The following is a 26,831-nucleotide window of genomic DNA, read 5'->3' on the forward strand; positions in this document are numbered from 1 at the left end:
CCGGGCGCCGCGGGGATGCGGGGTGGCGAACGGTGCGGCGCTCCGCCGGGTCAGTGAGCCTTGACGAAGGGAGCCTTCATCTCCAGCTGGCTGAGCCCGTTCGCCCACAGCTGCTCCACCCGGCTGCGCTCCGCCTGGTTGGGGTTGGAGTTGGTGCAGGACGGGCCGGGACCGCCGCCCGACATCAGTTCGCTGCACGGACCGGAGTAGTTGTCCGGCAGCCCGAGCACGTGACCGGTCTCGTGCGTGGTGACCCGGGTCGAGTCGTACTGCTGGTTCTGCGCGTAGTCCAGGAAGATGAAGCCCCGACCGTGCCCGTCCGTCTGGGCGTACGAGCCGCGCGGGTCGTTGCCCTCGCGGTAGGTGAAGTCGGCGTTGGCGCCCTCCTGGAGGGTCACGTTGTTGACGGCGCCGTTCCATATCTGGGTGCTGCGCGCGATCTCGGCGGCGAAGGAGGGGGCCGCGCTCGCGTTGTAGGTGACGGTGACCGCCTGCGTGCCCGGCTCGGCGGCCTGCTTCTTCATGGCCGACTTCATCACGGCCTCGAAGAACGCCTTGTTGTCGGCCTCGGCCTGCTTGGCCTCCTTGGTACCGCCGGTACCCGTGTACGCCGCCGTCACGGTGCTGTCGGCCGCCGTGTCCGGGGCCGGTGCCGCGACCGCGCCGCCGGCCGGGATCGCTGCCAGGCTCACCGCGAGGCCGAAGCCCAGCGCGCCGGCGACTGCCGCCTTGGTGTGTCTCATGGGGGGATTCCTCCTGGTCGTCCGTGGCACGGCGGCCGTCAGTGGAACGCGTGGGGCGACGGCCGGTACCACCGGATGAACGTTCGGTCCCGCAGAGTCTCGGGGAGCCGGGCGGGCGCGCGGATGATGTCAGGGGCCGATAGCTTCGGCCTATGTCCCCCCGGCCGGCCCGTACGGACCGGTGCCGCACGCCGTCTGGTGCGGCGAACAGGCGCGCCGCTATGCTCCCGCCGTGGAGCTCGAGGTGAGGCACCTTCGTGCGCTGTGTGCGATAGCCGAGACGGGCAGTGTCCGCAAGGCCGCCCGTCAGCTGGGTGTCACGCAGCCTTCCCTGACGACCCAGCTCGGCCGTATCGAACGCGCCATCGGCGGGCAGCTGTTCACCCGGGAGCGTACGGGCAGCCGCCCCACGCCGCTTGGCCGTTCGGTGCTCTGCCGCGCGCGGCCGATCGTGGCCGAGATGTCGGCCCTGGTCAGTGAGACGCGGGACGCCGTCGCGCTGTCCGGCGGCGCCCGTTTTCGTGTCGGCAGTACGGGGAACCGCGCGGTGGCGGGCTGGTTGCGCAGGCTGCACGCGCGGCTGCCGGATACGGACATCACCATCCGGATCGACGTCTCGCCGAACACCCTGCTGCGCATGGTCGCCGCGAACCAGCTCGACGTCGCCTTCGTGCACGAGGTGTCCGGCTGCCCGCTCCAGATCCCCGAGGGCGTACGGCAGCGGGTGCTGGTGGCCCAGGAGCCGCAGTTCGTCGCGCTGCCCGCCACCCACCCGGCCGCCTCGCGGGACGAGGTGCCGCTGGCCGAACTCGCCGCCGAGCGCTGGATGGTCGACCCGAGCGTCGACGGCGAGTGGGCCGGGCTGCGGCGGGTCTTCTCCGCCGCCGGGCTGGCGCCGCGGGTGGTGCACGGCGACTACCTGACGGGGGCCGACCTGGTCGCCGCGGGCGAGGTGGTGAGCCCCTGCCAGCCGACCTCGCGGCCGCGGCCCGGCATGGTCATCCGCCCGCTGTGCGGCGATCCGCTGACGGTGCGGCTGCTGCTCGCGATGCCCGAGGCCGGCTCCGCCGCCGCGGCCGAGCGGCTGGAGGCCGCGTACGCCGACCTGGAGGCGTCGTACCGCGAGGTGGCCTGGATGAGCGCGGCCTACCGGCAGTGGCTCCAGCACCACGACAGCCCGCTGCTGCGCTCCCGCGCGGCCTGAGCCGGGGCGCCTGAGACGGGCGCGTACGGGATCACCCTGGCGCGTCGGCTTCTGCGCGGGCGCGCTGGATGTCGGGGACGTGCCTCGCGCCGCCGAGGAGGGCTTCGAAGTCGGGGTACTCGGTGACGCGGAGGACCGTCACATCGCAGGTCTCTGTCCTTGATGCGGAAGGGGACTGTGTCGCCGGCGGCGAGGTCCGCAAGGTGGGGGTGGGGTGATCAGGCGGCTGCCCCTCGGCAGCCAAGGATGATGAGCGGAGTGCGTCTGTTGCCAGCCGTCGAGAGAGACTTCCGGGCCGCCCGCGAGGTACTGCCGGAGGGCGCTGGCGGTGGTGTCCACGAAGGCTTCGGGGATGGTGCGGGCGTCGAGCCAGCGGACCTGGGAGTGTTTGCGGGGTTCGCGGTTCTCGGGTTCGCCAGTCCATTCCTCTGCGGCGAGCAGGGCGCGTGCGGCCGACGGGTTCTCGTTGACGGCGGCGTAGGCGCGGGCGTGGGTGATGTGGAGGAGAGCCTCGGTCTGGCCGTCGACGTAGCCGAGACCTGTGCTGAGGGCGCCTTCGACGAGGTCGACGCAGTGGTGGGGCTGTCTGAGGCTCAGGGCCTGGTGGGCGAGGGCGCGCATCATCCAGGCAGCGTGGCTGTGGGGGTCGGCCTCGCAGGCGAGCTGGTGGCCGACCTGGTAGTAGCGCTGAGCGGCGCCCTCCTGGCCGAGGTCGCGAGCTGGGTCTCGCGGTTGCCCACTGCCCGCGCCACCTGACGACCGCAGGTCGTTCCCGGAAAGCAGACCGCACCCGGTCCGTGCCGGGGCGCCGTGGGTGGCGGCCGGTGGACCGGGTGCGGGCAGGATGACCAGGCGCTCAAGGAAACCGCAGGTCAAAGGGTCTGAATGGCGATCAGCCCTTCTTGGTCTCCCAGAAGATCTTGTCGATCTGGGCGATGTAGTCCAGAGCCTTCTGGCCCGTGGCCGGGTCGGTCGAACCCTTGGCGGCGCTGAGGGCCTTGAGGGTGTCGTTGACCAGCTGGTGCAGCTCCGGGTACTTCTCGAAGTGCGGCGGCTTGAAGTAGTCGCTCCACAGCACGGAAACGTGGTGCTTGGCCAGCTCCGCGCGCTCCTCCTTGATGACCGTCGCACGGGCCCGGAAGTGCGGGTCCTCGTTGGCCTGGTACTTCTCCTGGACGGCCTTGACCGATTCGGCCTCGATACGGGCCTGGGCCGGGTCGTACACGCCGCAGGGCAAGTCGCAGTGGGCACTGACCTGCACCTTTGGGGCGAACAGGCGGGAAAGCATAAAGCTGTCCTTCCTCGTGATCGTCTTCTCACGTGCGAGATTACTCCGTGCGGGAACTGTTTTCTCGTGTGCCCCGGGGTGCTTAGGACAAAAGTCCAGTGGGAGCGTGGGACTGGTGGCGGATCGGACCGACCGGAGGCGGAAGATGCCGGAGCGGGCGCGGGAGCGGCGGTACGAGCAGGGTGAGCCGGGCGAGCACGGCCCGCCCGGGCGCGGGCCGCTGGCGCGGATCGGGCTCGCGGAGGTGTACAACCCGTCCATGCTGCCCACGCTGCGTCCCGGAGACCAGATGGTGGTGCACTACGGCGGGACGGTGCGTGCGGGTGACATCGTGGTGCTGCGGCACCCATTCCAGCACGACCTGCTCATCGTCAAGCGCGCGGTCGCGCGGCGCCCCGGCGGCTGGTGGGTGCGGGGGGACAATCCGGCGGTGCGCAACGACAGCCGCGAGTTCGGCGCGGTGCCGGACGAACTGGTGCTGGCGCGCGCGTGGTTGCGGCTGCGGTCGCCGCGCGGGATTCAGCGCTCCGTGCCCTCGGCGGTGGGCTGGTTGCTCTCGGCGGTACGCCCGCTCGTGCCGCTCTCCAGACGCTTGCGCGCGCGGTAGGCGGCGACGTTGGCGCGGGTCGCGCAGCGGTCCGAGCAGTAGCGGCGGGACCGGTTCGTCGAGGTGTCGAGGTAGGCGTTGCGGCAGGGCGGCGCCTGGCAGATGCCCAGCCGGTCGACGCCGAGGTCGGTGAGGTGGAAGGCCAGGCCCATGCAGGCGGTGGCCGCGTAGCCCGCGGTGGCGTTGGCCGGGTAGTCGGCGAGGTGCATGTGCCAGTGCGGCTCGTCGCCGGTGCGCCGCTCGTCGTGCCGGGCGATCTGCGGGCTGGCCGGGAACTCCATCAGCAGCGAGTTGAGCAGGTCGACCGCGCGTACGTCGTCGCCCTCGGAGGCGGCGCCGAAGACGGCGCGCAGGCGCGTCCGTACGCCGCGCAGTCGGGTCACGTCCGCCTCCGTGGCGCGCCGGGCCGCCTGATTGCTGGGGCCGAACAGTTCGCGGACCGCCTCCACGGAGGTGAGCGTGTCCATGCCGCGCTCCGGCTCCTCGGTGTTGACCAGCCGCACCGCGTAGTCCGAGTAATAGTTCAGTTCCACTTGTGATCCTTACGGCTGACGGGCTAGTGTCCGTAATAGATGAAGGGTGAACCAGGGTATTACACGGAGGTGTGACGCCTTGGTGCGGAGTGAAGGAGACGGGATGTCGGCGGAGACGGCGGAGACGACCGTGACCACGGGGTGGGACTGGCAGGCGTGGCAGGACAGCTGGGATCGCCAGCAGGAGTGGTACCTGCCCGACCGTGAGGAGCGCTTCCGGGTCATGCTCGACATGGTCGAGGCGCTGGTGGGCCCCGCCCCCAGGGTGCTGGACCTGGCATGCGGTACGGGCAGCATCTCGGACCGGGTGCTCAAGCGATTCCCCAAGGCACGGACCACAGGCGTCGACCTCGACCCGGCGCTGCTGACCATCGCCCGCGGCCACTTCGCCGACGAGCCCCGCGCCGCGTTCGTGACCGCGGACCTCACCGACCCCGACTGGCCCCGGCAGCTGCCGGAGCCCTCGTACGACGCGGTGCTCACCGCGACCGCGCTGCACTGGCTGCGTACGGACGCGCTGCACACGCTCTACGGCCGGCTCGCGGGCGTGCTGCGGGAAGGCGGTGTCTTCATGAACGCCGACCACATGCCGGAGGAGGGCACACCGCGCATCAACGCGGCCGTGCACCACTTCGACCGGGAGCGCCGCGCGCAGGCGAGGACGGCGGGCGCGCACGACTGGGCGGACTGGTGGCAGCTGGTCGCCGACGACGAGCGGCTGGGCGGTCCGGCCGCCGAGCGGTTCCGCATCTTCGGCAGCCCCCTCGCCGGGGACCACTCGGACGGTGAGGTGCAGCCCGTCGACTGGCACGCCCGTACGCTGCGCGAGCACGGCTTCGCCGAGGCGCGCGCGGTGTGGTGCTCGCCCGCCGACGCGCTTGTGCTGGGCCTGCGCTAGCCGCCGGCACCCGTGCCACGGGGGCGGTGCGGACCACCTGGCCCGCACCGCCCCCGCCGCTTCGTCAGCTCACTTCAGCTCAGCTCAGCGCCGGGCCACGCCTTCGGCGCGGGCCGCCGCGGCGACCGCCGCCGTCACCGCCGGGGCCACCCGGTCGTCGAACGGCGAGGGGATCACCTTGTCGGCGCTCAGTTCGTCGGCGACCACCGCGGCCAGCGCCTCGGCCGCCGCGATCTTCATGCCCTCGGTGATCTCGGACGCGCGCACCTGGAGCGCGCCCGCGAAGACGCCGGGGAAGGCGAGCACGTTGTTGATCTGGTTCGGGTAGTCGCTGCGCCCGGTGGCCACCACGGAGGCGTACTTGCGCGCGACGTCGGGGTGGATCTCCGGGTTCGGGTTGGCCATCGCGAACACGAAGGAGTCCGGGCCCATGGTGGCCACCGCGGACTCGGGGACCGTGCCGCCGCTGACGCCGATGAAGACGTCCGCGCCGTCCAGCGCGCTCTCCAGCGAGCCGCTCAGCCCGGCCTTGTTGGTGAATCCGGCCACCTCCCGCTTGACCGGGTTCAGGTCGCCCCGGTCGGCGGAGACGACGCCCTTGCGGTCGCACACCGCGACGTCGCCGATGCCGGCCTCGATGAGGATGCGGGCGATGGCCACGCCGGCCGCACCGGCGCCCGAGATGACCACGCGCAGCGTGCCGAGCTGGCGCCCGCGCAGCCGCGCGGCGTTGCGCAGGGCGGCGAGCGTGACGATGGCGGTGCCGTGCTGGTCGTCGTGGAAGACGGGGATGTCCAGCCGCTCCTTGAGCTTCCGCTCGACCTCGAAGCACCGGGGAGCGGAGATGTCCTCCAGGTTGATGCCGCCGAAGGAGGGAGCGAGCCGCACCACGGTCTCCACCAGCTCGTCCACCTCACGGCAGTCGAGCGCGATCGGCACCGCGTCCACGCCGCCGAACTGCTTGAAGAGGATGGCCTTTCCCTCCATCACCGGAAGGGACGCCTCCGCTCCGATGTCGCCCAGTCCCAGCACCGCGCTGCCGTCCGTGATCACGGCCACCACCTGCGACTTCCAGGTGTAGTCGTGCACCAGCTCGGGCTGCTCGGCGATCGCGCTGCACACCTTGGCGACGCCGGGCGTGTACGCGAGGGACAGGTCGTCCGCGTCCCGCACGGGCACGGTGGCGGTGATCGCCATCTTGCCGCCGCGGTGGAGTGCGAAGGCCGGATCGACCACGTCCTCGCCCAGTCCGTCCTTCGGATTGACGATCTCCGCTGCCACTTGTTGGACCCCTTATTCATCATTCGTTGAGGGTGGCCGCTCCCTGGTGTGAGGAGCGGGCGGGCACCACGTCCGTTGCCGGGGCTGCGGATGGCCGCTGCCCCGGGAAGTGCCGGACGCCGGGCACGCCGCACACGCGCCCTGGGTCCCCGGGTGAGGGGTGTAACTGTCTTTTCTACCGGATGAGCGCGGCCGGGGACGAACGTCTTCCCGGATCGCCCGCCGACCGTGGGTGACGAAGCTCTCACCGTCCGGTCTCCGGGGGGAGTCCGCAGGTGGCTGCGGGGGGCGCCGGTCCGCCGCATACCCTGGAGCCGTACCGTCCCCCTCCGTACCCCTGGAGCACTCTTGTACTTCACCGACCGCGGCATCGAGGAGCTGGAGAAGCGGCGCGGCGAGGAGGAGGTCACCTTCGAGTGGCTGGCCGAGCAGTTGCGCACCTTCGTCGACCTGAATCCGGACTTCGAGATTCCGGTCGAGCGGCTGGCGACCTGGCTCGCCCGCCTGGACGACGACGAGGAGGACGACGAGGGCGACGGCTGACGGGGTGCGGCGCGGGCGTTCTCGCGTATGTCGCGTCACCCGTCCTTGCGTGCGGTGCCACTCGCGACATAGCGTGTTTCCCACCGGACGCGCCATGCCGTCGCACGTCGACACCAGGGATCTGTGACATGCCCCCCGTCTTCGCCCACGGGCGACTGCGCCTCTACCTCCTGAAGCTCCTCGAGGAGGCGCCCCGGCACGGTTACGAGGTCATCCGGCTGCTGGAGGAGCGCTTCCAGGGCCTGTACGCACCCTCCGCCGGGACGGTCTACCCGCGGCTGGCCAAGCTGGAGACCGAGGGGCTGGTCACGCACGCCACCGAAGGGGGCCGCAAGGTCTACTCCCTCACGGGCGAGGGCCGCGCCGAACTCGGCGACCGGCAGGGCGAACTGACCGAGCTGGAGCGGGAGATCCGCGACTCGCTGGCCGGGCTCGCCGCCGACGTGCGGGCGGACGGCGGCGGCTCCGCGGGTGCGCTGCGGCTCGAGCTGCGGGAGCAGGCGCGCCGCGCGCAGGAGGAGGCCAGGCGGGCCCGGAGCCAGGCGGACAAGGAGCGCGAGGCCCATGCGGAGGCGGTGGCACACATCAACCGGCTCACCCGGCAGGTGCGGGGGCAGGCGGACGCGGGGGACTGGGAGGGGGTCGTGCGGTCCGGCACCTTCGAACTCGCCCGCCGGCCGGGCGGCCTGGACCTGGAGCGGGCCGCCGCGGACACCGCCGCGTGGCCCCCGTACCTGCGGCCGGAGGCGGAGGCGGCCCCGGCAGCGGACACCGGTGCCGACACCGACGCGGGCGGCGGTGATGCGGTCTCCCGGTCGGAGCCTTCCCCGGGTGACCCGGTGCGCGAGCTGGAGCGGCTGCTGGACCGCTTCCGCGACGAGGTGCGGGACGCGGCCCGCGACCACGGGGTGACCGAGGAGCAGCTGCGCGAGGTGCGCCGCCGGCTGTCCGAGGCGGCGGCGCACGTCGGCGTCGCCCTGCGCCCGCCGGGTGCCTGACCGGGCCGCCCGGGTCACCGGCGCCGCAGGGGCCGGACCCTGGCGACGGCGTGGTGAGGCGCGTCAGGCGGTGAGGACGACCTTGCCGAAGAGCCCGCCGCCCGCCATCCTCTCGAAGCCCTCGCGCGCTCGGTCCATCGGCAGCGCGGAGTCCACGACGGGCCGCACGCCCTTGGCCGCGCAGAAGCTGAGCAGCGACGCCAGCTCCTCCTTGCTGCCCATCGTCGAGCCGACGATCCGCAGTTCGAGGAAGAAGACGCGGTTCAGTTCGGCGGCGGACGGGTTCGGGCCGCTGGTCGCGCCCGAGATCACCAGCGTGCCGCCCGGCTTGAGCGACTTGACCGAATGGGACCAGGTCGCCGCGCCCACCGTCTCGATGACCGCGTCGACGCGCCGGGGCAGCCGCGCCCCGGTCTCGAACGCGCCCTCGGCGCCCAGTTCCACCGCCCGCTTCCGCTTGGCCTCGTCCCGGCTGGTGGCGAAGACGCGCAGCCCGGCCGCCGCACCGAGCACGATGGCCGCCGTCGCGACCCCGCCCCCGGCGCCCTGCACCAGAACCGAGTCGCCGGGACGTACGCCCGCGTTGGTGAACAGCATGCGGTAGGCGGTCAGCCAGGCCGTCGGCAGGCAGGCGGCGTGCTCGAAGGACAGCTCCTTCGGCTTGGGCAGGACGTTCCACTGCGGTACGGCGACCCGTTCGGCGAACGTGCCCTGGTACTTCTCGGTGAGGATCGAGCGCGGCTCGCGCGGGCCCGTGCCGTGACCGGTCTGGCCGATGACGGAGTGCACCACCACCTCGTTGCCGTCGGCGTCCACCCCGGCCGCGTCGCAGCCCAGGATCATCGGCAGGGACTCCGAGGTCAGGCCCACCCCGCGCAGCGACCACAGGTCGTGGTGGTTGAGCGAGGCCGCCTTGACGTCGACGGTTGTCCAGCCCGGCGGAACGTCCGGCTCCGGCCGTTCACCCAACTCCAGTCCGTTCAGCGGCTGATCCGGGTCGAGGCGCGCGGCGTAGACAGCAAACATGATCGGTACGCTAGCGCCGCGGGTCGAGGCCAACCAGCCCCCGCCCCGCGAAGCGACGTACGTCACCCGGCTGCCGGTGGCCGCCGCGCGGGGGCGGAGCGCGTCCGGAGGTGCGGGGAAGCGTCTTCGGGGACACGACCAGGGGGAGCGATGGAACGCAGGACGCAGGAGATCCGGCTGCCCGGCGGGGAGACGATGCTCGCCGCCGTCACGCAGCTCGGGCCGGAGCGGGACGGGGACGACGGAGGCTTCGCCGACGCGGCAGACCCGAGCGGCTGGCACGGCGCGGGGGACGGCGCGGACGAGGACGGCGAGTACGAGGACACCGGCGCGCTGGACCGCCTCTCCCGCCGGGTCCAGGGGCTCAACGAGCTGGTCAGCGGCGTCGGTTCGGCGGTGCTGGAGGCCGCACGCGACGCCCGGCCCGACGAGGTGAACGCCACTTTCGGCGTCGAGTTCGCGGCCAAGGCGGGCCGTGCGCTGGCGATCCTGGCCGACGGCGAGGCCAAGGGGTCGATCTCGGTCACGCTCACCTGGCGGCTGGACGGCCCGCAGCAACCGCCCCAGCAGCCCCCCGCGTCACCCGGCGGCACCGACGGCCGCTGACCGTCCGCCCTGCGTACGGCCTCGCGGCTGCCTGTGCCGTGCACTAATCTTCTTCCCTCATGCCTCACAGGGGGAGGAACCGGGGGTGCGGGTGCGGAGTTCGAGCATGACCGGCAGCCGTACCGCTGTGCGGAGCCGAAGCCTGCCACCGTGCGCCGGGTGTGTGCTGTGAGCGCCGTGGAGAGCTTCGCGCAGGCGTCCGTTGTGCGGATAGGCGCACCGGGCGACGGGTATGACCGACGCAGCCCCGCGTTCTGGGGCAGCGGTTTCTTCGTCGCACCCGGCTGGGTGCTGACGTGCGCGCACGTGGTGGGGAGCGGAAGGGACGCCGTGTGGAGGGGTGAGCGTGTCATCGGCATCACCACGGGGACCGGCCTGCGGTTCACGGGGGAGCTGGTGTGCGGTCTGCCCGCGCCCGCCGATCCGGCCCGCCCGCCGTCTCCCTGGGGCGACCCCGACCTCGCGCTCGTGCGGGTCCCGGACGCGACGGACCCCTCCTGCCTCTGGCTCAGCGACCGCTCGGCCCTGACCCCCGCCGAGGTGGGCCTGTACGGCTACATGAACGCCCCGGGCGGCGGCCAGGTCTACGCGGGTGTCGCCGGGCGGGCCAGCGGCGGCAGCGGCGGCCCGCTGATGGTGCGCGGCGGCTATCTCCCCTCCGGCTGCTCCGGCGGGCCGGTCGTGGACCTGCGGCGCGGCAGTGTCATCGGCGTCAACAAGGGGCGGCCCAAGGGTGACGCCGCCTCACCGCTGGCCACCCCCATCACGGCGCTGCGCTCCTTCTGCGACGAGGGCGGCGCGGGCCGTACCGCCTGGCGGGAGGTGCTCGCCGCACACGACCGGTACCACCTCGCGCGCTATCTGGGCGCCGGGCAGAGCTGGCCGCGCCTCCAGGTGGAGCTGGCCGCGGGCGCCGCGGCGGCCGACGGGCACGGCGCCGGGCCCGTCCCCGGCCTCGCCTTCGGGTACGGCTTCACCGCCGACGCCCGCGCCGAGCTGTACGGCCGGCTCGCCGAGCTGCCGCCCCCCGCCAGCACCGGGCAGGTGCTGGCCCTGGTGGACGAGGCGCGCAGCGCGGTCCTGCTGGAGTCGTACGCGCTGGAGGTGCACGCGCCGCGCAGCTGGCGCGAGGGCGCCGGGCTCATGTACGACCCGCACGACGGCTTCGCGGGAGGTCCGGGCACCGGCCGGGACCCGGAGCGGGAGGCGGTGGTGCTCTACGCGGCGCGCGTCTGGGCCGTCCACGCCGGGGCGTACGACGCCGCGCCGGTGGCGCCCGGGGCGCTCGCCAGGTTGCGCGAGTGGATCGAGGCCATGGCCCGGACCTTGCGCAACGGCCTGATCCGGCAGGGCGTCGCCCGCGTCCTGGCCTCCTGCGACTCCGCCGCGCACACGGCGCGCACCGGCCCGCCGCAGCCGGACGCGGTACGCGCCGGCGGCACCGGGACGGCCCAGGCCGCCGCATCCGCCGGAGCCGCCGCATCCGCCGAGGGCGCCGCCCCCGCAGGCACCACCGGCACCGCACACGCCGACGTCGTCGTCGAGATCGACCCGGACCTCTACGGCGCCCACGCCTGGCGGATCAAGCTGGTGCGGGAGGACGGCGAGGTCACCCCGGTGCGCCACAGCGAACTGGGCGTGCCGCGTTCGGAGTTGGAGGAGGACATCCGGAGCACGCTGGCCGCGGCCCTCGACCGGGGCGACATCGGCGAGCACCTGGCGGCCGTCGACTTCAGCCTCCCGCGCGCCCTGTTCGACGAGCCGGTGGAGACGTGGCGGGCCCGGATGCCCACCCAGGACGAGCCGTTCAGCCCGCACACGCTGCCGCTCGGCCGCCGCCGTACGGTCGCGCTGCGGGACGGCCAGCGCCGCCTCCAGCAGGTCACCCCCGAGTGGCGCCGCCGCTGGGCGGGTATCGGGCAGGGGGTGCTGGAGGCCGTGCCGCTCTGCCTGGAGGTGCCCGAGTTCGGGCACGAGGCGGTGCTGCCCGAGGACGACGCCGCCGCCTACGGCCGACTGCTCGACGCGCCGCCGCAGGCCGTCCCGGTGCACTGCGCGCGCGGCGGCAGCGGGCGCGGCGCGCTCGTGCTGGGCGTCGCGCTGGCTGCCGGGCACCCGATCGCGCTGTGGCGCCGCTGCGACGAACGGCACACGGACTGCGCCGAGTTCTACGCCGGCGCCGCCCGGCTGCTGGCCTCGGTGCGCCACGACCAGGGGCAGCCCCGGCTGCCCGAGCTGGTCCGTTCGCTGCGCAACCGCAGCGCGGCCCGTACCGCGCACCCCGACGTCGCCTGGGCGCGCGAGCTGGTTCTCCTGTACGACCCGCCCCATGGGGCCCGGAGTGACGAGAGCCCGCTCCGCGCTCCGCCGCTGCGCAGATAGCGCCCGGTGGCCGCCGTCCGGCACCGGTCGTACCGCTTCGGTACCGACCCCGCCCATGACACCGACCAGCCAGGGCCGACCACAGCCATGAGGAGCATGAGGAGCCCACAGTGAGCGATTGGCGTATCTACCGGGGAGCGGGGATGCCGCACGACGGTGTGCGGCGACTGCCCGCTCCGCCCCCGTGGCGGGACTTCACCCTCGCCGAGGACAGCGGCGCCGGCGGCGCGACCGCCGACCAGGCCGGTTCGCACCGACGGCTGGGCGTGCGGCGCCAGTTGGTGGAGAACCTGCATCCGCGCCCCGAGGAGGTCGAGGCGGTCAACGCGGCGCTCTACCTGCGCCGCCCGCTGCTGGTCACCGGCAACCCGGGCACCGGCAAGTCGACGCTGGCGCACGCCGTCGCGCACGAGCTGGGGCTGGGCCGGGTCCTCACCTGGCCCGTCGTCAGCCGCACCACGCTCCAGGACGGCCTGTACCAGTACGACGCCATCGGCCGGCTCCAGGACGTCCAGCTGGACCGCGCGGTCGCGGGCACCGGCGAGGCGGGTGGTGAGGCAGGCGGGGAGTCGGGCGGTGCGCCGGGCGAGCCCCCGGGCCGGCCGCCGATCGGCTCGTACATCCGGCTGGGCCCGCTGGGGACGGCGCTGCTGCCCAGCAGCGACGGCCTGCCCCGGGTGCTGCTCGTCGACGAGCTGGACAAGAGCGACATCGACCTGCCCAACGACCTGCTGAACGTCCTGGAGGAGGGCGAGTTCACGATCCGCGAGCTGGAGCGCGGCGCGGACCGCGAGCCGGTCACCGAGGTGCTCACCGCCGACGGCGACAAGGTGCCGGTCACCGGCGGCCGGGTGCGCTGCACGGAGTTCCCCTTCATCATTCTCACCTCCAACGGCGAGCGGGACTTCCCCGCCGCCCTGCTGCGCCGCTGCATCCAGCTGGAGCTGAAGCCGCCCACCGAGAAGCAGCTCGCGGCCATGGTCACCGCGCATCTGGGGGAGGACGCGGTGGCCGACGGCGAGGAGTACATCCGCCGCTTCCTCGCCCGCGACCCGGGCCAGGTGGTGGCGACCGACCAGCTGCTGAACGCGCTGTTCCTCACGCAGCGCGCCGCGGGCGCCGAGCGGGTGACCCGCAACCGTCTCGCCGCGATGCTGTTGCGCCGCCTGGACCGCCCGAGGTGATGGCAGATGTCGACGCCGCCCGGAAGGCGGCAGCCGGCACGGCTGGAGGATTTCGTCGAGCGGCTGGGCGCGGCGGACAGCGATCTGACGGCGCGCGAGGTGGCGGAGGCCCTCTGGCTGGCTCCCTATCTCACCCCGGAGGCGGGGGGCGCTGAGGCTGGTCCGCCGCCGGCGCAGCCCTCCGTACCGGAGCGGGAGCCTTCGTACGACGCGGCGGAACCCGAGCCGGAGGCGGAGAGCGCCGCCGGTCGGCCCCGGAAGCCGTACGGCCTCTCCGAGCGCTCGGCTCCCGTCTCGCTCTACGCCCCCGACCGGCACGGCGGGCGGCCGGACCTGGCGTTCCCGGTGCACGTGCCGGCGGCCAGTGTGCTGCCGGGCCTGCTCGGCCTCCAGCGCGCGCTGCGCCCGCTCCTGGGGTACCGGCCGCGCCTGCCGCCCGTCCCCGGGCCGCTGGACGAGGACGCCAGCGCCGAACTGAGCGCGCGCTGCGGCGCCGTACGCCCCGTCTTCGGACGCTCCGAGCGGCGCGGCGCGGAGATCCTGCTGCTGATGGACGCCTCCACGACGGCCTCCGTGTGGCAGCTCACCTTCGACTGGCTGCGCCAGACCTGCGAGCAGCTCGGCGCCTTCCGCGACGTGCAGGCCCTCTACCTGCACCGGGCGACGGACGGCACCCCGCTGGTGGGTACCGGCCGGGAGGGCGAGGGCACCCGGTTACGCCCGGCCGACCAGTACCGGGACACCACCGGCCGCCGCCTCACCCTGATCGTGAGCGACTGCGTGGGGCCGCTGTGGCAGGACGGCGGGGCGCAGCGGCTGCTGCACCGCTGGTCGGGCGGTTCGCCGCTGGCCGTCGTGCAGCCGCTGCCGCCCCGGCTGTGGCCGCGTACGGCGCTGCCCGCCGAGCCCGGGGTGCTGCTGCGGGCGGAGCGTTCCGGCAGCAGGCTCGGCTTCGAGCCCGACGGCTACGGCCCGCCGCCGCCCCCCGACGCCCTGCCGGTGCCGGTGCTGCTGCCGACGCCGGGTGCGCTGGGCAGTTGGGCGGGCCTGCTGGGCAGCGGCGGCACGGGCAGCGCGCGCGGCGCGGCGGCCTGGGTGCGGCCCCGGCACCACGCGATGCCCGCGCCCGTGGGCGGGGTGTGGGACGGGGAGGGGGGCGCGGCGGGCCAGGACCCGCGCGAACTGCTGTCCGCGTTCCGCGCGTCCGCCTCCCCGGGCGCCCTGGAGCTGGCGGTGCACCTGACGGCCGTCCCGCTGCTGCTGCCGGTCATCCAGCTGGTGCAGGAGGCGATCCTGCCCGGGACCGGCCCGATGGAGCTGGCCGAGGTGCTGCTGAGCGGGCTGCTGGAGCGGCTGCCGGACATCGAGGGTTCGCCAGGTCCGCGCTACTGCTACGTGGCCGGGGTGGACGACCTGCTGCGCCAGTCCCTGGACCGGGGCGCGGCGCTGCTGGTGCTCAAGCACGTCTCGGACTACGTCGCGCGCAGGTTCGGCAAGGGCACCCGCAACTTCCCCGCGCTCGCGGTCGCCCAGCTCTCCGGGCAGACCTCCGGGGGCGAGGGGGAGGCGGCCGGCGCGCTGGACGGGCCGCACCACGCGAACGGCCGTCCGGCCGACGACCTGTTCGCCGAGATCCCCGCCCGGGTCGTCCGCTGGTACGCGCCCGAGGGGCGTGCGCCCGGCGCGCTCGCGGAGGCGGAGCGGCTGCTGCGCCGCTGGTGGGCCCAGGGTGACCCGGAGCTGCTGCACGAGGCGCGCGAGCACGCGGAGGCGGCGCTCGCCGCCGCCACGACCGCCGCCGCGAGCCCCCGGGCAGCCGCGGACGCGTTGGCGGGCGCTGAGGCGGGCGCTGAGGCGGGCGCTGAGGCCGGCACCGCCGCCGAGGAACTCTCCCGCGCCCGCCTGGTGCTCGGCCAGATCCTGCACGCCCGCACCGAGACCGGCGCCGTACGCCGCGACGCGGACCTCGCCCGCGAGCTGCTGCACAGCGCGGCGGAGCAGCTGGTCGGCGACGACCTGGAGACCCTCTTCGAACTCGCCGCCGTCCAGCACGACCTGTGGCGCGTCGAACGCGACCTGTCCCAACTGCTCGCCGCCGAGCGCACGATGGCCCGGCTGGCCGAGGCCGCCGAGCGGGAGGCCGCCGCCGGCCGACCGCTGCCCGAGCGGGTGGAGGCCCGGCGCAGGCTGTGGCAGGGCCGCATCCAGCTGGCGCTGTCCCGCTCGGCCACCGGGGCCGGGACGGGGCAGCGCACCCAGGCCGCGGCGGCCGTACGCGAACTGCGGGCGGCGGCCGACCTGCTGGCGTCCGCCGACGGCGACGGCCGCCAGCTGTGCGCCGTCCTGCTCGATCTCAGCGGAGCCCTGCGGGAGATCGCCGCCTCCCCGCAGGACCGGCTGGCCAATCTCGACCGGGCCGAGGCCGCCGCGGGCGACAACGACGAGCTGCGGCTGCGCTGCGCGCGGGCCAGGGCGCGGGTGCACCGGGACACCGGGGAGTGGGAGGCGTCCGCCGCGGAGTACGCGGCGGCCGAGCGGTTCGCCGAACGGGACAGCCCGGAGCGCGGCGAACTGCTGACCGAATGGGGCGCGATGCTGCTGGACCGCGCCGGGGACGCGGCGCGGGCCGAGGGGGTGCTCCGGGAGGCGCTCACCGTCGCCCCGGCGGACGGCCCGCTCGCGGCCCGGCTGCAACTCCTGCTCGGCCGGGCGCTGCTGGCCCGCTTCACCCGCGAGCGCTTCCTGCCCGACCTCTACGAGGGCAGCCACCTGCTGGAGCAGGCCGCCCGCCGGGGCACGGACGCCGCGCTGCGGGCCGAGGCCTGGCGGCTGCTCGGTGACGCGGAGGAGAACCTTCCGGAGTTCCACCAGCGCCGCTCCCGGGTCGAGCAGACGCTGCGCCGGTCGCTGGAGGAGGCCCGCCAGGCGCGCGGCGACGCGCGCGCGTCGGTGGCCGTCGCCCGCGCCCGGCACGCGCTGGGCGCCCATCACGAGCGGCGGGGCCGCGGGGCAGCCGCGCTCGTCCAGTACCGGGCCGCGGCCGACGAGTGGCGGCAGCTCGTCTCCGAGCTGCACGAAGTGCCCTGGGCGGAGGTGCGGCTGACCCGGGAGCGCATCGCTGCGCTCGAGGCCGGATGAGCGCGGGCGGCGGACCGAACGGGTTTCCGTATCAGGGGCTTCGGGAAGAACCCTCCACCGGCAGTGGCAGCCTCCTGCGAGGGGCGGGGCAGGGAGGAGAAGAGCGTGCCGAAGCAGGTCCGTGACGCGTACGGCGAGGCGGGCCGTGACCGGGTGGGAGCGCCGTATCTGCCCGATCTCACGGGTGTTGACCTGCATGCCTTGCGGGTGATGGACGATCCGGGGCTGCTGGCCGCCGTCGAGGAGTCGGTGCGCCACCCGGAACGGTTCGCGGACTCCTGGGAGGGGGACGACACCAGCGACAGCGGGCGTCGGCAAGCGCGGCACTCGGTGCCTGTGGTGTCGCCAACCAGCCGTCGAGCAGTGTGATCGGGCCATATCTGCGCCCGGGCAGGGAGGGCGCATCGATGCGTGCCGCCGCCGCCCCGTTCGAGATCGATTCGGCGGTGCTGGCGTCGGTGGCCGGTACCCGGCCTGCGGTCGAGGACACCCGGCTGCTGCACGCCGGCCTGCACAGCCGGCGCCTGGTGCTGCTGCGCGGCCTGCTGACACAGGCGCACCGGCACCCGGTGCCGCCCGCGTTGGCGCAACGGCTGGAGGAGTACTGGCGGTTGCTGGAGCGCGCGGAGGCGCGCGCCCCCGCCGCGGCCCGCGCGGCGCTCGCCTACCCGGCGATCGGCAACTGGCTCGTCCAGGCCCTCAGCGTCCCCGACCCGCACGGCTCGCACAGCCCGCACGGCCCGGACGCTGCGGCCCGGGAGGCGAGGGAAGGGCTCCTGGACGGACTGGGCGCCGTCGCCGCCGCGGTGGCCCTGAGCACCGGCACCGGCTTCCGGCTCACGCTGCCCACTTCCCAGGGGCGGCTGACCCTCCCCGGCTTCGGCGTCTACGAGGCCCGCGCCGCTTCGGTACGGCTGGTCGCCGGGCCGCGCAGCCTCCAGCTGACCGCCCAGGGCCGCGGCGGCGTCGTGCTGCGCACCCGGCCCCCGGGGCACCGCCCGCCTCCCCCCGTCGCCGGCTGGCGCGGGCTCCGGCCGCTGCCGGGAGGCTCCGCGCTGCTCGACGACCTCGACCCGCACCGTGCCGGACCCCGGTTCGGCCCCCGCTCGGCCCCTCGCCTCACCGACGCCGGGCCCGGCGGCCGGGAGCACCGCGACTGGTGGGCCCGCTGGTCGGCCGCCCTGACGCTGTTGCAGGCGGCCGATCCCGGCCGCCGCACCGAAGTGGCCTCGCTGGTGCGCGCGGTGGTGCCGCTGGAGCCGGGCTGGTCGGCCAGCGCGACGCTGCGCGCCGCCCCCTGGGGCGTGCTCACCGGGCTGCCCGGGTCCGCCCGGGAGATGGCCTCCGTGCTGGTGCACGAGGTGCAGCACAGCAAGCTCGCGGTGCTGTGCGACCTGGTGCCGCTGCACGCGGACGACGGGCCCGCGGTGCACCGGGTGGACTGGCGGCCCGACCCGCGCCCGGTGGGCGCCGTGCTCCAGGGCACGTACGCGCACCTGGCGCTGGCCGACCTCTGGTACCGGATGGCCCGCCGCCGGGGCGCCTCACCCGCGGCCCGCGACGCGGCCCGGCGGCGCTGCGCGCGCTTCCGGGAGCAGACCGACGAGGCGCTGACCACGCTGCTGGGCTCCGGCGAACTGACCCGTTCCGGCGAGGTGTTCACCCGTGCGATGCGGCGCCACCACGCCGGCCTGGCGCCGGCGCACGCGCCGGGCGCGGCCCTGGGCCCGGCCCCGCCGGTGCCCCGTGCGGAGCGGGCCGCCGCTCCGCTCGAACACGCGTCATCAACCTGTGACATAAGGTAATCTCGCTGGCCCGGCACGGTTTTCCACCGGCGGTTCGCCACCCGGCCCACCCGCCAGCCGGACGACCTGCCCGCCGGCCCACCCGCCGGCCGGACGACCCCCAGACACCAGACCATCCGACGCCGCATCAGCCGCGTCATCTGCGCAGCGCGACGCCCCGCGAGTGCGGGCGCACCTGGATCGACGAGGAGGACACGCCCATGGTTGAGCAGCCGCATCCGGGCGCGAACGGAGCTTCGGAAAACCGGGCGGAGCACGTCATGGTGGTCTTTCCCGGATACCACCGCTCCTGGGCCGGCTGGCTGGCCCAGCGGCTGGAGAGCCACGGCCACCGGGCCACCCTCCAGCGGTGGGACCCGGACCGGGACCAGCCGCTGGAGGAGGCGCTCGGCGACCTGCTGCTCGCCAGAGGCCGGGTGCTGCTGGTGCTCAGCGACTGGTTCTTCCAGCTCGGGCCGCGCCGCGAGGGCGAGTGGAACACCGCCCTGCGGGACTTCGTCGCCCCGCGTGCCGAGCGCTTCGCCGCGGTCAACCTCACCAACCGCACGCTGCTGCCCGCCACCGCCGTGCTGGAGCCGGTCGACCTGTGGGGCGTCGGCGAGGCGGAGGCCGAGCGGCGGCTGCTGACCCGGCTCGAACTCCCCGCGGCGCAGCAACCGCTGTCCCTGGAGGGGCCCGTCTCGCGCTACCCCAACGACCCGGTCGCCGTCTGGGGCGACGTGCCGCGCCGCAACCGGCAGTTCACCGGCCGGGACGACCTGCTCAACACCATCCAGCAGCGGCTGACCGACGCCGCCCGCGGCGCTTCCGTGTGCGCCCTGGTCGGCATGTCCGGCATCGGCAAGACGCAGATCGCCGCGGAGTACGCGCACCGCTTCAGCCCGGACTACGACGTCGTGTGGTGGGTCAACTCCGACCAGCGCAACACCCAGCGCGAGCGCTTCGGCGAGCTGGCCGTCGAGCTGGACCTCACCCGCAGCTCGGAGCCTGGCGAACGCATCCGGGTGGTACGGGACGCGCTGCGCCGGGGCGAGCCGTACCAGCGCAGCCTGGTCATCTTCGACAGCTGGGAGCAGAGCGAGGACGCCGCCCTCTTCCTCCCCAAGGGCGGTACCAGCCACGTGCTGGTCACCTCGCGGGACCGCTCCTGGGGCGCGAGCGCGGCCGTGGTGGAGGTCGCCGGATTCGCGCGTACCGAGTCCACCGCCTATCTCATGCGCCGCGCGCCGCACGTCACCGCCGGGGAGGCCCACGAGGTCGCGGCCGAGTTCCAGGACGTCCCCCTCCAGATGGCGCAGGCAGCCGCCCTGCTGGGCGAGTCCGGGATGGCGGCCGGCGAGTACCTGCGGATGGTGCGCCGGGGGCCCGGCCGCCCCGAGGACACCGCCTCGCGCAGCCGCTACCTCATCGACTACCCCGAGTCCTCGCTCACCTCCTGGTCGATACTGATCAACAGGCTGCGCAAGTCCGAGCCGCGCGCCGTCGAACTCCTCACCCTGTGCTCCGCGTTCGCGCCGGGCCGTATCCCGATCGGCCTGGCGCGCGGCCTGAACCCGGAGGACCTGCCGGAGGGGCTGCGCTGGATCAGCACCGACCTGCGCGCCTGGACGCACGCCATGGACGTGCTGGTCAACTACTCGGTGCTGAGCCGGGACTCCCGTGCCGCGCCGCCGCGCGAGACCGTTCCGGGGGACGAGTCGGTGCACATGCACCGGCTGGTGCACAGCATCGTCGGCGATCTGACGGCGGGCGACGACCGGGAGACGTTCCGGCAGGTGGTGCGCCGGGTGCTGGCGGAGGCGGACCCGGGCCGCCCCGAGGACAGCCGCACCTGGGCCAGGTACGCCGAACTCCTCCCGCACCTGGGCCCGTCCGGCGCGCTGAAGGCCACCGGCTCGCGGGTCCGCAACCTGCTGCTCAACTGCGTCCGCTACTGCTACACCGGGGGCGAGTACCAGGTGGGGGCCGACCTGGCCGAGCGGATTCGGGAGCAGTGGTCGGAGAGCACCGACCCCGACGACCCGGCGATGCTCTCCCTCACCACCCAGCAGGGCAACATCCTGCGCTCGGCAGGGCGCTTCCGGGAGGCGTACGCCCTGGACAGCGCCCGTCTGGAGCGGCTGCGCGCCCAGCCCGAGGCCGACGAGGAGGCGCTGCTGACGGCCACCAGCGGCCTCGCCGCCGACCAGCGTTTCCTGGGGTACTACTCGGAGGCGCTCCAGCTCCAGCGGGAGGTCGTGGCCACCGCGGAGCGGCTGTTCGGCCCCGACGAGTGGACGACGCTGCTGGCGCACCACAACCTCGCCGGCGGCCTGCGCCTGATCGGCCGCTACGCCGAGGCGTACGAGACGGATCTCCAGACGCTGCGCACCCGCGAGACGCTGCTGCGCGCCCGCCACCCCGACACCCTCAGCTCGGGCAACGCCTGCGCGCGCGACCTGCGCCTGATGGGCCGCTACCAGGAGGCGCTGGCCCGGCAGGAGCTGGGGGTGCGGCGCCATGTGCAGGTGCTCGGCGCGCAGCACGCCCGGACGCTGTGGGCGCGACACAACCTGGTGCAGTGCGAGCGCCGGGCCGGGGCGGCGAAGCAGGACACCGGCACGGTGCTGGCCAGCCTGCTGGAGCAGCAGGAACGGGCGTTCGGGCGGGCGCACTTCAGCACGCTCGCGCTGATCTGCGACTTCGGGAACTACCTGCGCCAGTACGGCGACGTGCAGCAGGCCAAGGACCTCATCGAGGAGGCGGAGGACGGCTACCGCAAGCTGCTGGGCCAGGCGCACCCGGTCCCCACCGGCATGCAGTCCAACGTCGGCCTCATCCTCCAGGCCGAGGGCTACCGCGACAGCGCGCTGAACATGTTCGAGCAGGCCCTGGCCGGGCTGCGCACCCTGCTGGGGGACGACCACCCGGCGACCCTGGGCTGCGCGCTGAACGCCGCGGGCGGCCGGAACTTCACCGGGCGCCTGGAAGAGGCCGCCGAGCTGTCCCGGGACACCCTCCGGCGCTCCCGGGCGACGCTCGGCGAGGACCACCCGCTCACCCTCTCCAGCCAGGTCGCGCTGGCCGCCGACCTGCGGGCGCTGCGGGAGCGCACGGAGGCGGGCAAGCTGGAGGAGGACGCGTTGCAGCGCCTGGGCCGCACCCTGGGCGCCCAGCACCCGCACGCGCTCTCCGCACGCCAGCGGGTGCGCCCGTACTGGGACTTCGAGCCCTACCTCGGCTGACCGGCCGAGGGGCCCGGTCGGGGCCCGGCCGCACGCACCGCGGCGGCGGCACCTTCCCGGTGCCGCCGCCGCGTCGTGCGAACCCGCGCGAGCGCGGGCGGGTGCCGTCCGTCAGAGGTCGAAGACCTCGTTGCACAGCTGCTGCTGCTCCTCCGCGTGCCGCTTGCCGGAGCCGACGGCGGGCGAGGAGGACGACGAGCGCGATACCCGGCGCAGCCGGTCCGCGTTGTCGGGCGCCGCCCCGATGATCAGGTCCAGGTGGTCGACCAGGTTGAGCGCGATGAACGGCCACGCGCCCTGGTTGGCCGGCTCCTCCTGCGCCCACACGTACTTCTGCGCCTTGGTGTACGGCGCCAGCGTGGCCTGGATCTCCTTGCCCGGCAGCGGGTAGAGCCGCTCGATGCGCACCAGGGCGGTGTCCTTGAGACCGCGCTTCTGCCGCTCGGCGTCCAGGTCGTAGTAGACCTTGCCGGTGCAGAAGACGACCTTGCGGACCTGCTCCGGGTCGACCGTGTCGTCGCCGATGACCGGGCGGAAGCCGCCGCTGGTGAACTCCTCCGCGGTGGAGGTCGCCGCCTTGAGCCGGAGCATCGACTTCGGGGTGAAGATGATGAGCGGCTTGTGGTGCGGGTTGTGCACCTGCCAGCGCAGCAGGTGGAAGTAGTTCGACGGCAGCGACGGCATGGCGACCGTCATGTTGTTCTGCGCGCACAGCTGGAGGAAGCGCTCGATCCGGGCCGAGGAGTGGTCCGGGCCCTGGCCCTCGTAGCCGTGCGGCAGCAGCAGGGTGACCCCGGAGGTCTGGGCCCACTTCTGCTCGGCCGAGCTGATGAACTCGTCCACCACCGTCTGCGCGCCGTTGACGAAGTCGCCGAACTGCGCTTCCCACATGACCAGCGCCTCGGGCCGGGCCAGCGAGTAGCCGTACTCGAAGCCCATCGCCGCGTACTCGCTCAGCAGCGAGTCGTAGGCGTTGAAGCGGGCCTGGTCCTGGGAGAGGTAGAGCAGCGGCGTGTAGTCCTCGCCGGTGTCGCCGTCGACCAGCACCGCGTGCCGCTGGCCGAAGGTGCCACGCCGGGAGTCCTGGCCGGCCAGCCGGACCGGGGTGCCCTCCATCAGGAGGGAGCCGAAGGCGAGCATCTCGCCCGTCGCCCAGTCGATCGTGCCTTCCTCGACCTGTGCCGCGCGCCGCTGGAGCTGCGGCATCAGCCGGGGGTGGACCTTGATCCGGTCGGGGATGTTGACCTGGGACTCGGCGATCCGCTTGACGACCTCCTGGCTCACGCCGGTGTCCATCGCGACGGGGAACTCGGCCGTCGGGTTCGGGGCGTCGGACGCGGGCATCTGCGTCGTCGCGTCCCGGACCTCGGTGAAGACCTTCTCCAGCTGCCCCTGGAAGTCCTGGAGCGCCTGCTCCGCCTCCTCCATGGTGATGTCGCCCCGGCCGATCAGCGACTCGGTGTACAGCTTGCGCACCGAGCGCTTCTTGTCGATCAGGCTGTACATCACCGGTTGGGTGAACTTGGGGTTGTCCATCTCGTTGTGACCGCGGCGGCGGTAGCAGATCAGGTCGATCACGACGTCCTTGTTGAACGCCTGCCGGTACTCGAACGCCAGCCGGGCCACCCGGACCACGGCCTCCGGGTCGTCGCCGTTCACGTGGAAGATCGGTGCCTCGATCATCCGCGCCACGTCGGTGCAGTACATCGACGAACGGGCCGACTCCGGCGCCGCGGTGAAGCCGACCTGGTTGTTGATCACGATGTGCACGGTGCCGCCGCAGCGGTAGCCGCGCAGCTGCGACATGTTCAGCGTCTCGGCCACCACGCCCTGGCCCGCGAACGCCGCGTCGCCGTGCACCTGGATCGGCAGCACCGTGAAGTCCGTGCCGCCCTTGCCGATGATGTCCTGCTTGGCGCGCGCGACACCCTCGACGACCGGGTCGACGGCCTCCAGGTGGGAGGGGTTGGCGGTGAGCGAGACCTTGATCTGCTCGCCGTCCAGGCCGGTGAAGAGGCCCTCGTTGCCCAGGTGGTACTTCACGTCGCCGGAGCCGTGCATCGACTTCGGGTCGAGGTTGCCCTCGAACTCCCGGAAGATCTGGGCGTACGACTTGCCGACAATGTTGGCCAGCACGTTGAGCCGCCCGCGGTGGGCCATGCCGAGCACGGCCTCGTCCAGCCGCGCCTCGGCCGCCGCGTCGATCACCGCGTCCAGCAGCGGGATGACCGACTCGCCGCCCTCCAGCGAGAAGCGCTTCTGGCCCACGTACTTGGTCTGGAGGAACGTCTCGAACGCCTCGGCGGCGTTCAGCCTGCGCAGGATGCGCAGCTGCTCCTCACGTTCCGGTGACGCGTGGGGCCGCTCGACGCGGTCCTGAATCCACTTGCGTTCCTTGGGGCTCTGGATGTGCATGTACTCGATGCCGGTGGTGCGGCAGTACGAGTCGCGCAGCACGCCCAGGATCTCGCGCAGCTTGGCCATGGTGCGGCCCGCGAAACCGCCGACCGCGAACTCCCGCTCCAGGTCCCACAGGGTGAGCCCGTGCTCGGTGATGTCCAGGTCGGGGTGCTTGCGCTGCTTGTACTCCAGCGGGTCGGTGTCGGCCATGACGTGGCCGCGCACCCGGTAGGAATGGATCAGGTCGAACACCCGGGCGGCCTTGGTGACGTCGTCGTCATGGCTGACGTCGATGTCCTTGAGCCAGCGGACCGGCTCGTAGGGGATGCGCAGCGCCTCGAAGATCTCGTCGTAGAACTCGCTCTCGCCCAGCAGCATCTGGTGCATGACCCGCAGGAACTCGCCCGAGGCGGCGCCCTGGATGACCCGGTGGTCGTAGGTGCTGGTCAGCGTCATGACCTTGGAGATGCCCAGGCGGTGCAGGGTGTCCTGCGCGGTGCCCTGGAACTCCGCCGGGTATTCCATCGCGCCGACGCCCACGATCAGGCCCTGGCCGGGCATGAGGCGGGGCACCGAGTGCACGGTGCCGATGCCGCCGGGGTTGGTCAGCGACGCGGTCACGCCGGTGAAGTCGTCCATCGTCAGCTTGTTGCTGCGGGCCCGCCGGACGATGTCCTCGTACGCCTGCCAGAACTCGAAGAAGGAGAGCGTCTCCGCCTTCTTGATCGCGGCGACCACCAGCTGGCGGTCGCCGTTCGGCTTGACCAGGTCGATGGCGAGCCCGAGGTTGATGTGGTCCGGCTTGACCAGGGTGGGCTTGCCGTCCTTCTCGGTGAACGAGTGGTTCATCGAGGGCATCGCCTTCAGCGCCTGCACCATGGCGTAGCCGATGAGGTGCGTGAAGGACACCTTGCCGCCGCGGGCGCGCTTGAGGTGGTTGTTGATGACGATGCGGTTGTCGATGAGCAGCTTCACCGGGATCGCGCGCACCGAGGTGGCGGTGGGGAGATCCAGCGAGGCGTTCATGTTCTTCGCGACGGCGGCGGAGGGGCCGCGCAGCGCGACGTACTCCGGGCCGCCCTCGCCCTCGGCGGGCTTCGCCGGTGCGGCGGGCTTCGCCGGAGCCGGGGCCGGAGCCGGTGCGGCCTCGGCCTCAGCCGCCGGCTTGGCCGGCGCCGCGGGCTTCGCCTGCGGTGCGGGCTTCGCGGGGGCGGTGGTGACCGCGGCCTGCGGCGCGCCGGCGGCGGCCGGAGCGGTGCCAGCAGCCGCCTGGCCCCCCGCGGTGGGCGGAGCCGGTGCGGCCTTGCCGTCCACCGGGCCCGCCGTCTGCGGTACGGCGGGCGGGGCGGACGCCGCGGGCGTACCGCTGCTCACGCCGTCGGCCTGCGCGCCGGGCGCGCCGTCCGGATGGCCCTCGCCCTTGGGGCTCCCCCCGGCGGGACCCGGCTTGTAATCCGCGAAGAAGTCCCACCAGGCTCGGTCGACCGAGTTCGGGTCCTGGAGGTACTGCTGGTAGATCTCGTCGACGAGCCATTCGTTGGGGCCGAACGCGGCGGTGGGGTGCTTCCCCTCACCGTCCTGATCGGTCGAAATGCTCGAGCTATTGGGGGACTGTGACGACACGGCGACAACCGCCCTCTTCCGCTTCCTAAAGATGGTGGACAGCGGAAGCAAAGGCTACGCCTTCATGGCCGGTCGGTGCAGTCCGGGCGGCCTTGACGTCGCGCAAGTCACATCAGAAGCCTGGTTTCGGGGCAGGATTTGGCGGGAAACACACGATGTTCTGCGCCTTTACCGGAACTGACGGCCGCTCTGCGGCGTCACCGGCGGCGTCCGCGCCGGTCGGCGCGCCCGCTCCCGTCAACCGCCTGTGCGCGCCTGACCCGGGAGGGTGACCTGTATCCGGCAGCCGCGCGGGGATTCGGCCACCCTTATCCGGCCGCCGTGGAGGTCGACCGCCCAGCGGGCGATGGCCAGCCCCAGCCCCGTGCCCCCGTCGCCCGGCTGTGAGCCCCCCGGGCCCGCGCTCGTCGCCCGGCTGAACCGCTCGAAGACCCGGTCGCGCTCGTCCTCGGGGATGCCCGGACCCTCGTCGGTCACCTCGACCTCCAGGCTCTGCGGGGCGCCGCCGGGCCGCGCCCGCACCGTCACCCGGCCGTGCGGCGGGCTGTGCTTGACCGCGTTGTCGATCAGGTTGGCGACGACCTGGTGCAGCCGCTCCGCGTCCGCGTGCGCGGTCAGCTCCGGCGGGGAGACGTCCAGGTGCAGGTGCACGTCCGTGCGCGCGTGCCCCTGGCCCTTGCTCATGTTGGCCTCCTTGAGCACACCCGCCAGGTAGGGCCACACCTCGAAGCTCCGCGAGTGCAGCGGCACCACCCCGCTGTCCAGCCGGGAGAGGTCGAGCAGGTGCTCGACCAGCTTGCCCAGGCGCTGGGTCTGGTGGAGCGCCGTGCGCATCGTCTCCGGGTCGGCCTCGGAGACGCCGTCGACGACGTTCTCCAGGACGGCACGCAGCCCGGCGATCGGCGTGCGCAGCTCGTGCGAGACGTTGGCCACCAGCTCCTTGCGGTGCCGGTCCACGGCCTCCAGGTCGGCGGCCATCCGGTTGAAGGTGACCGCCAGCTCGCCGAACTCGTCCCGCCGCCCGCCGCGCACCCGGCGGGTGTAGTCGCCCTGCGCCATGGCCCAGGCCGCCTCCGTCATCTCGTCCAGCGGTGCGGTGAGCGACTGGGCGACGAACTGCGTGATCAGCAGGGACACGATGATCGACAGGATCGTGATCACCCGCAGCTCGGTCTCCGAGTGGACCGCGAAGAGCGCCAGCAGCGTCGTGATCACCACCGAGACGATCACCAGCGCCCCGAGCGCCGCCTTGACCGAGCGGTACGGATCCAGCGGGCGCAGGCCCTCCCAGGTCTGCGCCCAGAAGCGGCTCCAGGCGCGGTGCAGGCGCGGAGCCCGTCGTGTCACC

19 protein-coding genes and 1 pseudogene are annotated in these 26,831 nt (G+C 73.6%); 12 read left to right on the forward strand and 8 right to left on the reverse strand.

Translation table 11 applies throughout. The features are described 5' to 3' along the window. Nucleotides 1-50: 50 nt before the first annotated feature. Nucleotides 51-743 (reverse strand): snapalysin, encoded by a 693-nt coding sequence (gene snpA, locus H299_RS0107970; protein WP_027747992.1) that lies wholly within the window; start codon nt 741-743, stop codon nt 51-53. A 244-nt stretch (nt 744-987) separates the two neighbouring features. Between snpA and H299_RS0107975 the strand changes: the two genes are divergently transcribed. Then, nucleotides 988-1,947, forward strand: a complete 960-nt coding sequence (locus tag H299_RS0107975) for a LysR family transcriptional regulator (protein WP_027747993.1) — start codon at nt 988-990, stop codon at nt 1,945-1,947. 422 nt (nt 1,948-2,369) lie between these two features. On the opposite strand, the pseudogene H299_RS38120 reads toward H299_RS0107975, so the two are convergent. After that, nucleotides 2,370-2,661 (reverse strand): annotated as a pseudogene (locus H299_RS38120) (NsdA family TPR-like regulatory protein); the annotation flags it as partial. A 178-nt stretch (nt 2,662-2,839) separates the two neighbouring features. Continuing rightward, entirely contained in the window at nt 2,840-3,235 is a 396-nt protein-coding gene (gene sodN / locus H299_RS0107990; protein ID WP_027747995.1) for a superoxide dismutase, Ni, read from the reverse strand. Nucleotides 3,236-3,380: 145 nt separating this feature from the next. On the opposite strand from sodN, the gene sodX reads away from it, so the two are divergent. After that, the gene (sodX, locus tag H299_RS0107995) at nt 3,381-3,842 is read left to right on the forward strand and encodes a nickel-type superoxide dismutase maturation protease (protein WP_027747996.1); all 462 of its coding nucleotides are present in this window, start codon (nt 3,381-3,383) and stop codon (nt 3,840-3,842) included. On the opposite strand, the gene H299_RS0108000 is transcribed toward sodX, so the two are convergent. Continuing rightward, the gene (locus H299_RS0108000) at nt 3,755-4,375 is read right to left on the reverse strand and encodes a CGNR zinc finger domain-containing protein (RefSeq protein ID WP_027747997.1); all 621 of its coding nucleotides are present in this window, start codon (nt 4,373-4,375) and stop codon (nt 3,755-3,757) included. The genes sodX and H299_RS0108000 overlap by 88 nt on opposite strands. 103 nt (nt 4,376-4,478) lie before the next feature. Here H299_RS0108000 and H299_RS0108005 point away from each other — a divergent pair, with 103 nt between their 5' ends. After that, on the forward strand, nt 4,479-5,273 hold the full coding sequence (locus H299_RS0108005; protein ID WP_027747998.1) for a class I SAM-dependent methyltransferase: 795 nt from the start codon (nt 4,479-4,481) through the stop codon (nt 5,271-5,273). An 84-nt stretch (nt 5,274-5,357) separates the two neighbouring features. On the opposite strand, the gene H299_RS0108010 is transcribed toward H299_RS0108005, so the two are convergent. Further along, entirely contained in the window at nt 5,358-6,554 is a 1,197-nt protein-coding gene (locus H299_RS0108010) for an NAD(P)-dependent malic enzyme (protein ID WP_027747999.1), read from the reverse strand. A gap of 348 nt (nt 6,555-6,902) precedes the next feature. Here H299_RS0108010 and H299_RS0108015 point away from each other — a divergent pair, with 348 nt between their 5' ends. Next, entirely contained in the window at nt 6,903-7,097 is a 195-nt protein-coding gene (locus H299_RS0108015; protein WP_027748000.1) for a DUF6104 family protein, read from the forward strand. Between the two features lie 128 nt (nt 7,098-7,225). Beyond that, nucleotides 7,226-8,095, forward strand: coding sequence for a PadR family transcriptional regulator (locus H299_RS0108020; RefSeq protein WP_027748001.1), 870 nt, complete (start codon nt 7,226-7,228; stop codon nt 8,093-8,095). A gap of 63 nt (nt 8,096-8,158) precedes the next feature. On the opposite strand, the gene H299_RS0108025 is transcribed toward H299_RS0108020, so the two are convergent. Then, the gene (locus H299_RS0108025; RefSeq protein ID WP_027748002.1) at nt 8,159-9,121 is read right to left on the reverse strand and encodes a zinc-binding dehydrogenase; all 963 of its coding nucleotides are present in this window, start codon (nt 9,119-9,121) and stop codon (nt 8,159-8,161) included. 150 nt (nt 9,122-9,271) lie between these two features. Here H299_RS0108025 and H299_RS32795 point away from each other — a divergent pair, with 150 nt between their 5' ends. The 7 genes from H299_RS32795 (at nt 9,272) to fxsT (ending at nt 21,460) form a co-directional block, all read left to right on the forward strand. Then, the gene (locus tag H299_RS32795) at nt 9,272-9,727 is read left to right on the forward strand and encodes a CU044_2847 family protein (protein ID WP_037758128.1); all 456 of its coding nucleotides are present in this window, start codon (nt 9,272-9,274) and stop codon (nt 9,725-9,727) included. Nucleotides 9,728-9,895: 168 nt separating this feature from the next. Beyond that, nucleotides 9,896-12,109, forward strand: coding sequence for a VMAP-C domain-containing protein (locus H299_RS32800; protein WP_486587184.1), 2,214 nt, complete (start codon nt 9,896-9,898; stop codon nt 12,107-12,109). 110 nt (nt 12,110-12,219) lie between these two features. Next, a complete protein-coding gene (locus H299_RS0108040) occupies nt 12,220-13,293 on the forward strand; it encodes an AAA family ATPase (RefSeq protein WP_027748003.1) in 1,074 nt (357 codons plus the stop codon). Nucleotides 13,294-13,299: 6 nt separating this feature from the next. Then, the gene (locus tag H299_RS32805) at nt 13,300-16,431 is read left to right on the forward strand and encodes an SAV_2336 N-terminal domain-related protein (protein ID WP_051262220.1); all 3,132 of its coding nucleotides are present in this window, start codon (nt 13,300-13,302) and stop codon (nt 16,429-16,431) included. Between the two features lie 105 nt (nt 16,432-16,536). Next, nucleotides 16,537-16,800, forward strand: coding sequence for a hypothetical protein (locus H299_RS0108050; RefSeq protein ID WP_158692287.1), 264 nt, complete (start codon nt 16,537-16,539; stop codon nt 16,798-16,800). Nucleotides 16,801-16,838: 38 nt separating this feature from the next. Continuing rightward, on the forward strand, nt 16,839-18,236 hold the full coding sequence (locus H299_RS32810; protein ID WP_078512548.1) for an aKG-HExxH-type peptide beta-hydroxylase: 1,398 nt from the start codon (nt 16,839-16,841) through the stop codon (nt 18,234-18,236). A 260-nt stretch (nt 18,237-18,496) separates the two neighbouring features. Then, nucleotides 18,497-21,460 carry an FxSxx-COOH system tetratricopeptide repeat protein gene (gene fxsT, locus H299_RS0108060; RefSeq protein ID WP_486587185.1) on the forward strand — a complete coding sequence of 988 codons (2,964 nt, stop codon included), beginning with the start codon at nt 18,497-18,499 and terminating at the stop codon, nt 21,458-21,460. A gap of 111 nt (nt 21,461-21,571) precedes the next feature. On the opposite strand, the gene H299_RS0108065 is transcribed toward fxsT, so the two are convergent. Both H299_RS0108065 and H299_RS0108070 read right to left on the reverse strand, forming a co-directional pair. Next, complete coding sequence (locus tag H299_RS0108065; RefSeq protein ID WP_027748006.1) at nt 21,572-25,483, reverse strand: multifunctional oxoglutarate decarboxylase/oxoglutarate dehydrogenase thiamine pyrophosphate-binding subunit/dihydrolipoyllysine-residue succinyltransferase subunit; 3,912 nt, start codon at nt 25,481-25,483, stop codon at nt 21,572-21,574. Between the two features lie 237 nt (nt 25,484-25,720). Then, nucleotides 25,721-26,830, reverse strand: a complete 1,110-nt coding sequence (locus tag H299_RS0108070; RefSeq protein WP_051262221.1) for a sensor histidine kinase — start codon at nt 26,828-26,830, stop codon at nt 25,721-25,723. Nucleotide 26,831: the final 1 nt, after the last annotated feature.

This window comes from Streptomyces sp. CNH287, assembly GCF_000424825.1.

Coding starts and splice junctions, on each gene's coding strand:
- sodN (WP_027747995.1), bottom strand. CDS start 3,235: ATGCTTTCCCGCCTGTTCGCCCCAAAGGTGCAGGTCAGTGCCCACTGC.
- H299_RS32795 (WP_037758128.1), top strand. CDS start 9,272: ATGGAACGCAGGACGCAGGAGATCCGGCTGCCCGGCGGGGAGACGATG.
- H299_RS0108025 (WP_027748002.1), bottom strand. CDS start 9,121: ATGTTTGCTGTCTACGCCGCGCGCCTCGACCCGGATCAGCCGCTGAAC.
- fxsT (WP_486587185.1), top strand. CDS start 18,497: ATGGTGGTCTTTCCCGGATACCACCGCTCCTGGGCCGGCTGGCTGGCC.
- H299_RS32810 (WP_078512548.1), top strand. CDS start 16,839: ATGCGTGCCGCCGCCGCCCCGTTCGAGATCGATTCGGCGGTGCTGGCG.
- sodX (WP_027747996.1), top strand. CDS start 3,381: ATGCCGGAGCGGGCGCGGGAGCGGCGGTACGAGCAGGGTGAGCCGGGC.
- H299_RS0108020 (WP_027748001.1), top strand. CDS start 7,226: ATGCCCCCCGTCTTCGCCCACGGGCGACTGCGCCTCTACCTCCTGAAG.
- H299_RS0108005 (WP_027747998.1), top strand. CDS start 4,479: ATGTCGGCGGAGACGGCGGAGACGACCGTGACCACGGGGTGGGACTGG.
- H299_RS32805 (WP_051262220.1), top strand. CDS start 13,300: ATGTCGACGCCGCCCGGAAGGCGGCAGCCGGCACGGCTGGAGGATTTC.
- snpA (WP_027747992.1), bottom strand. CDS start 743: ATGAGACACACCAAGGCGGCAGTCGCCGGCGCGCTGGGCTTCGGCCTC.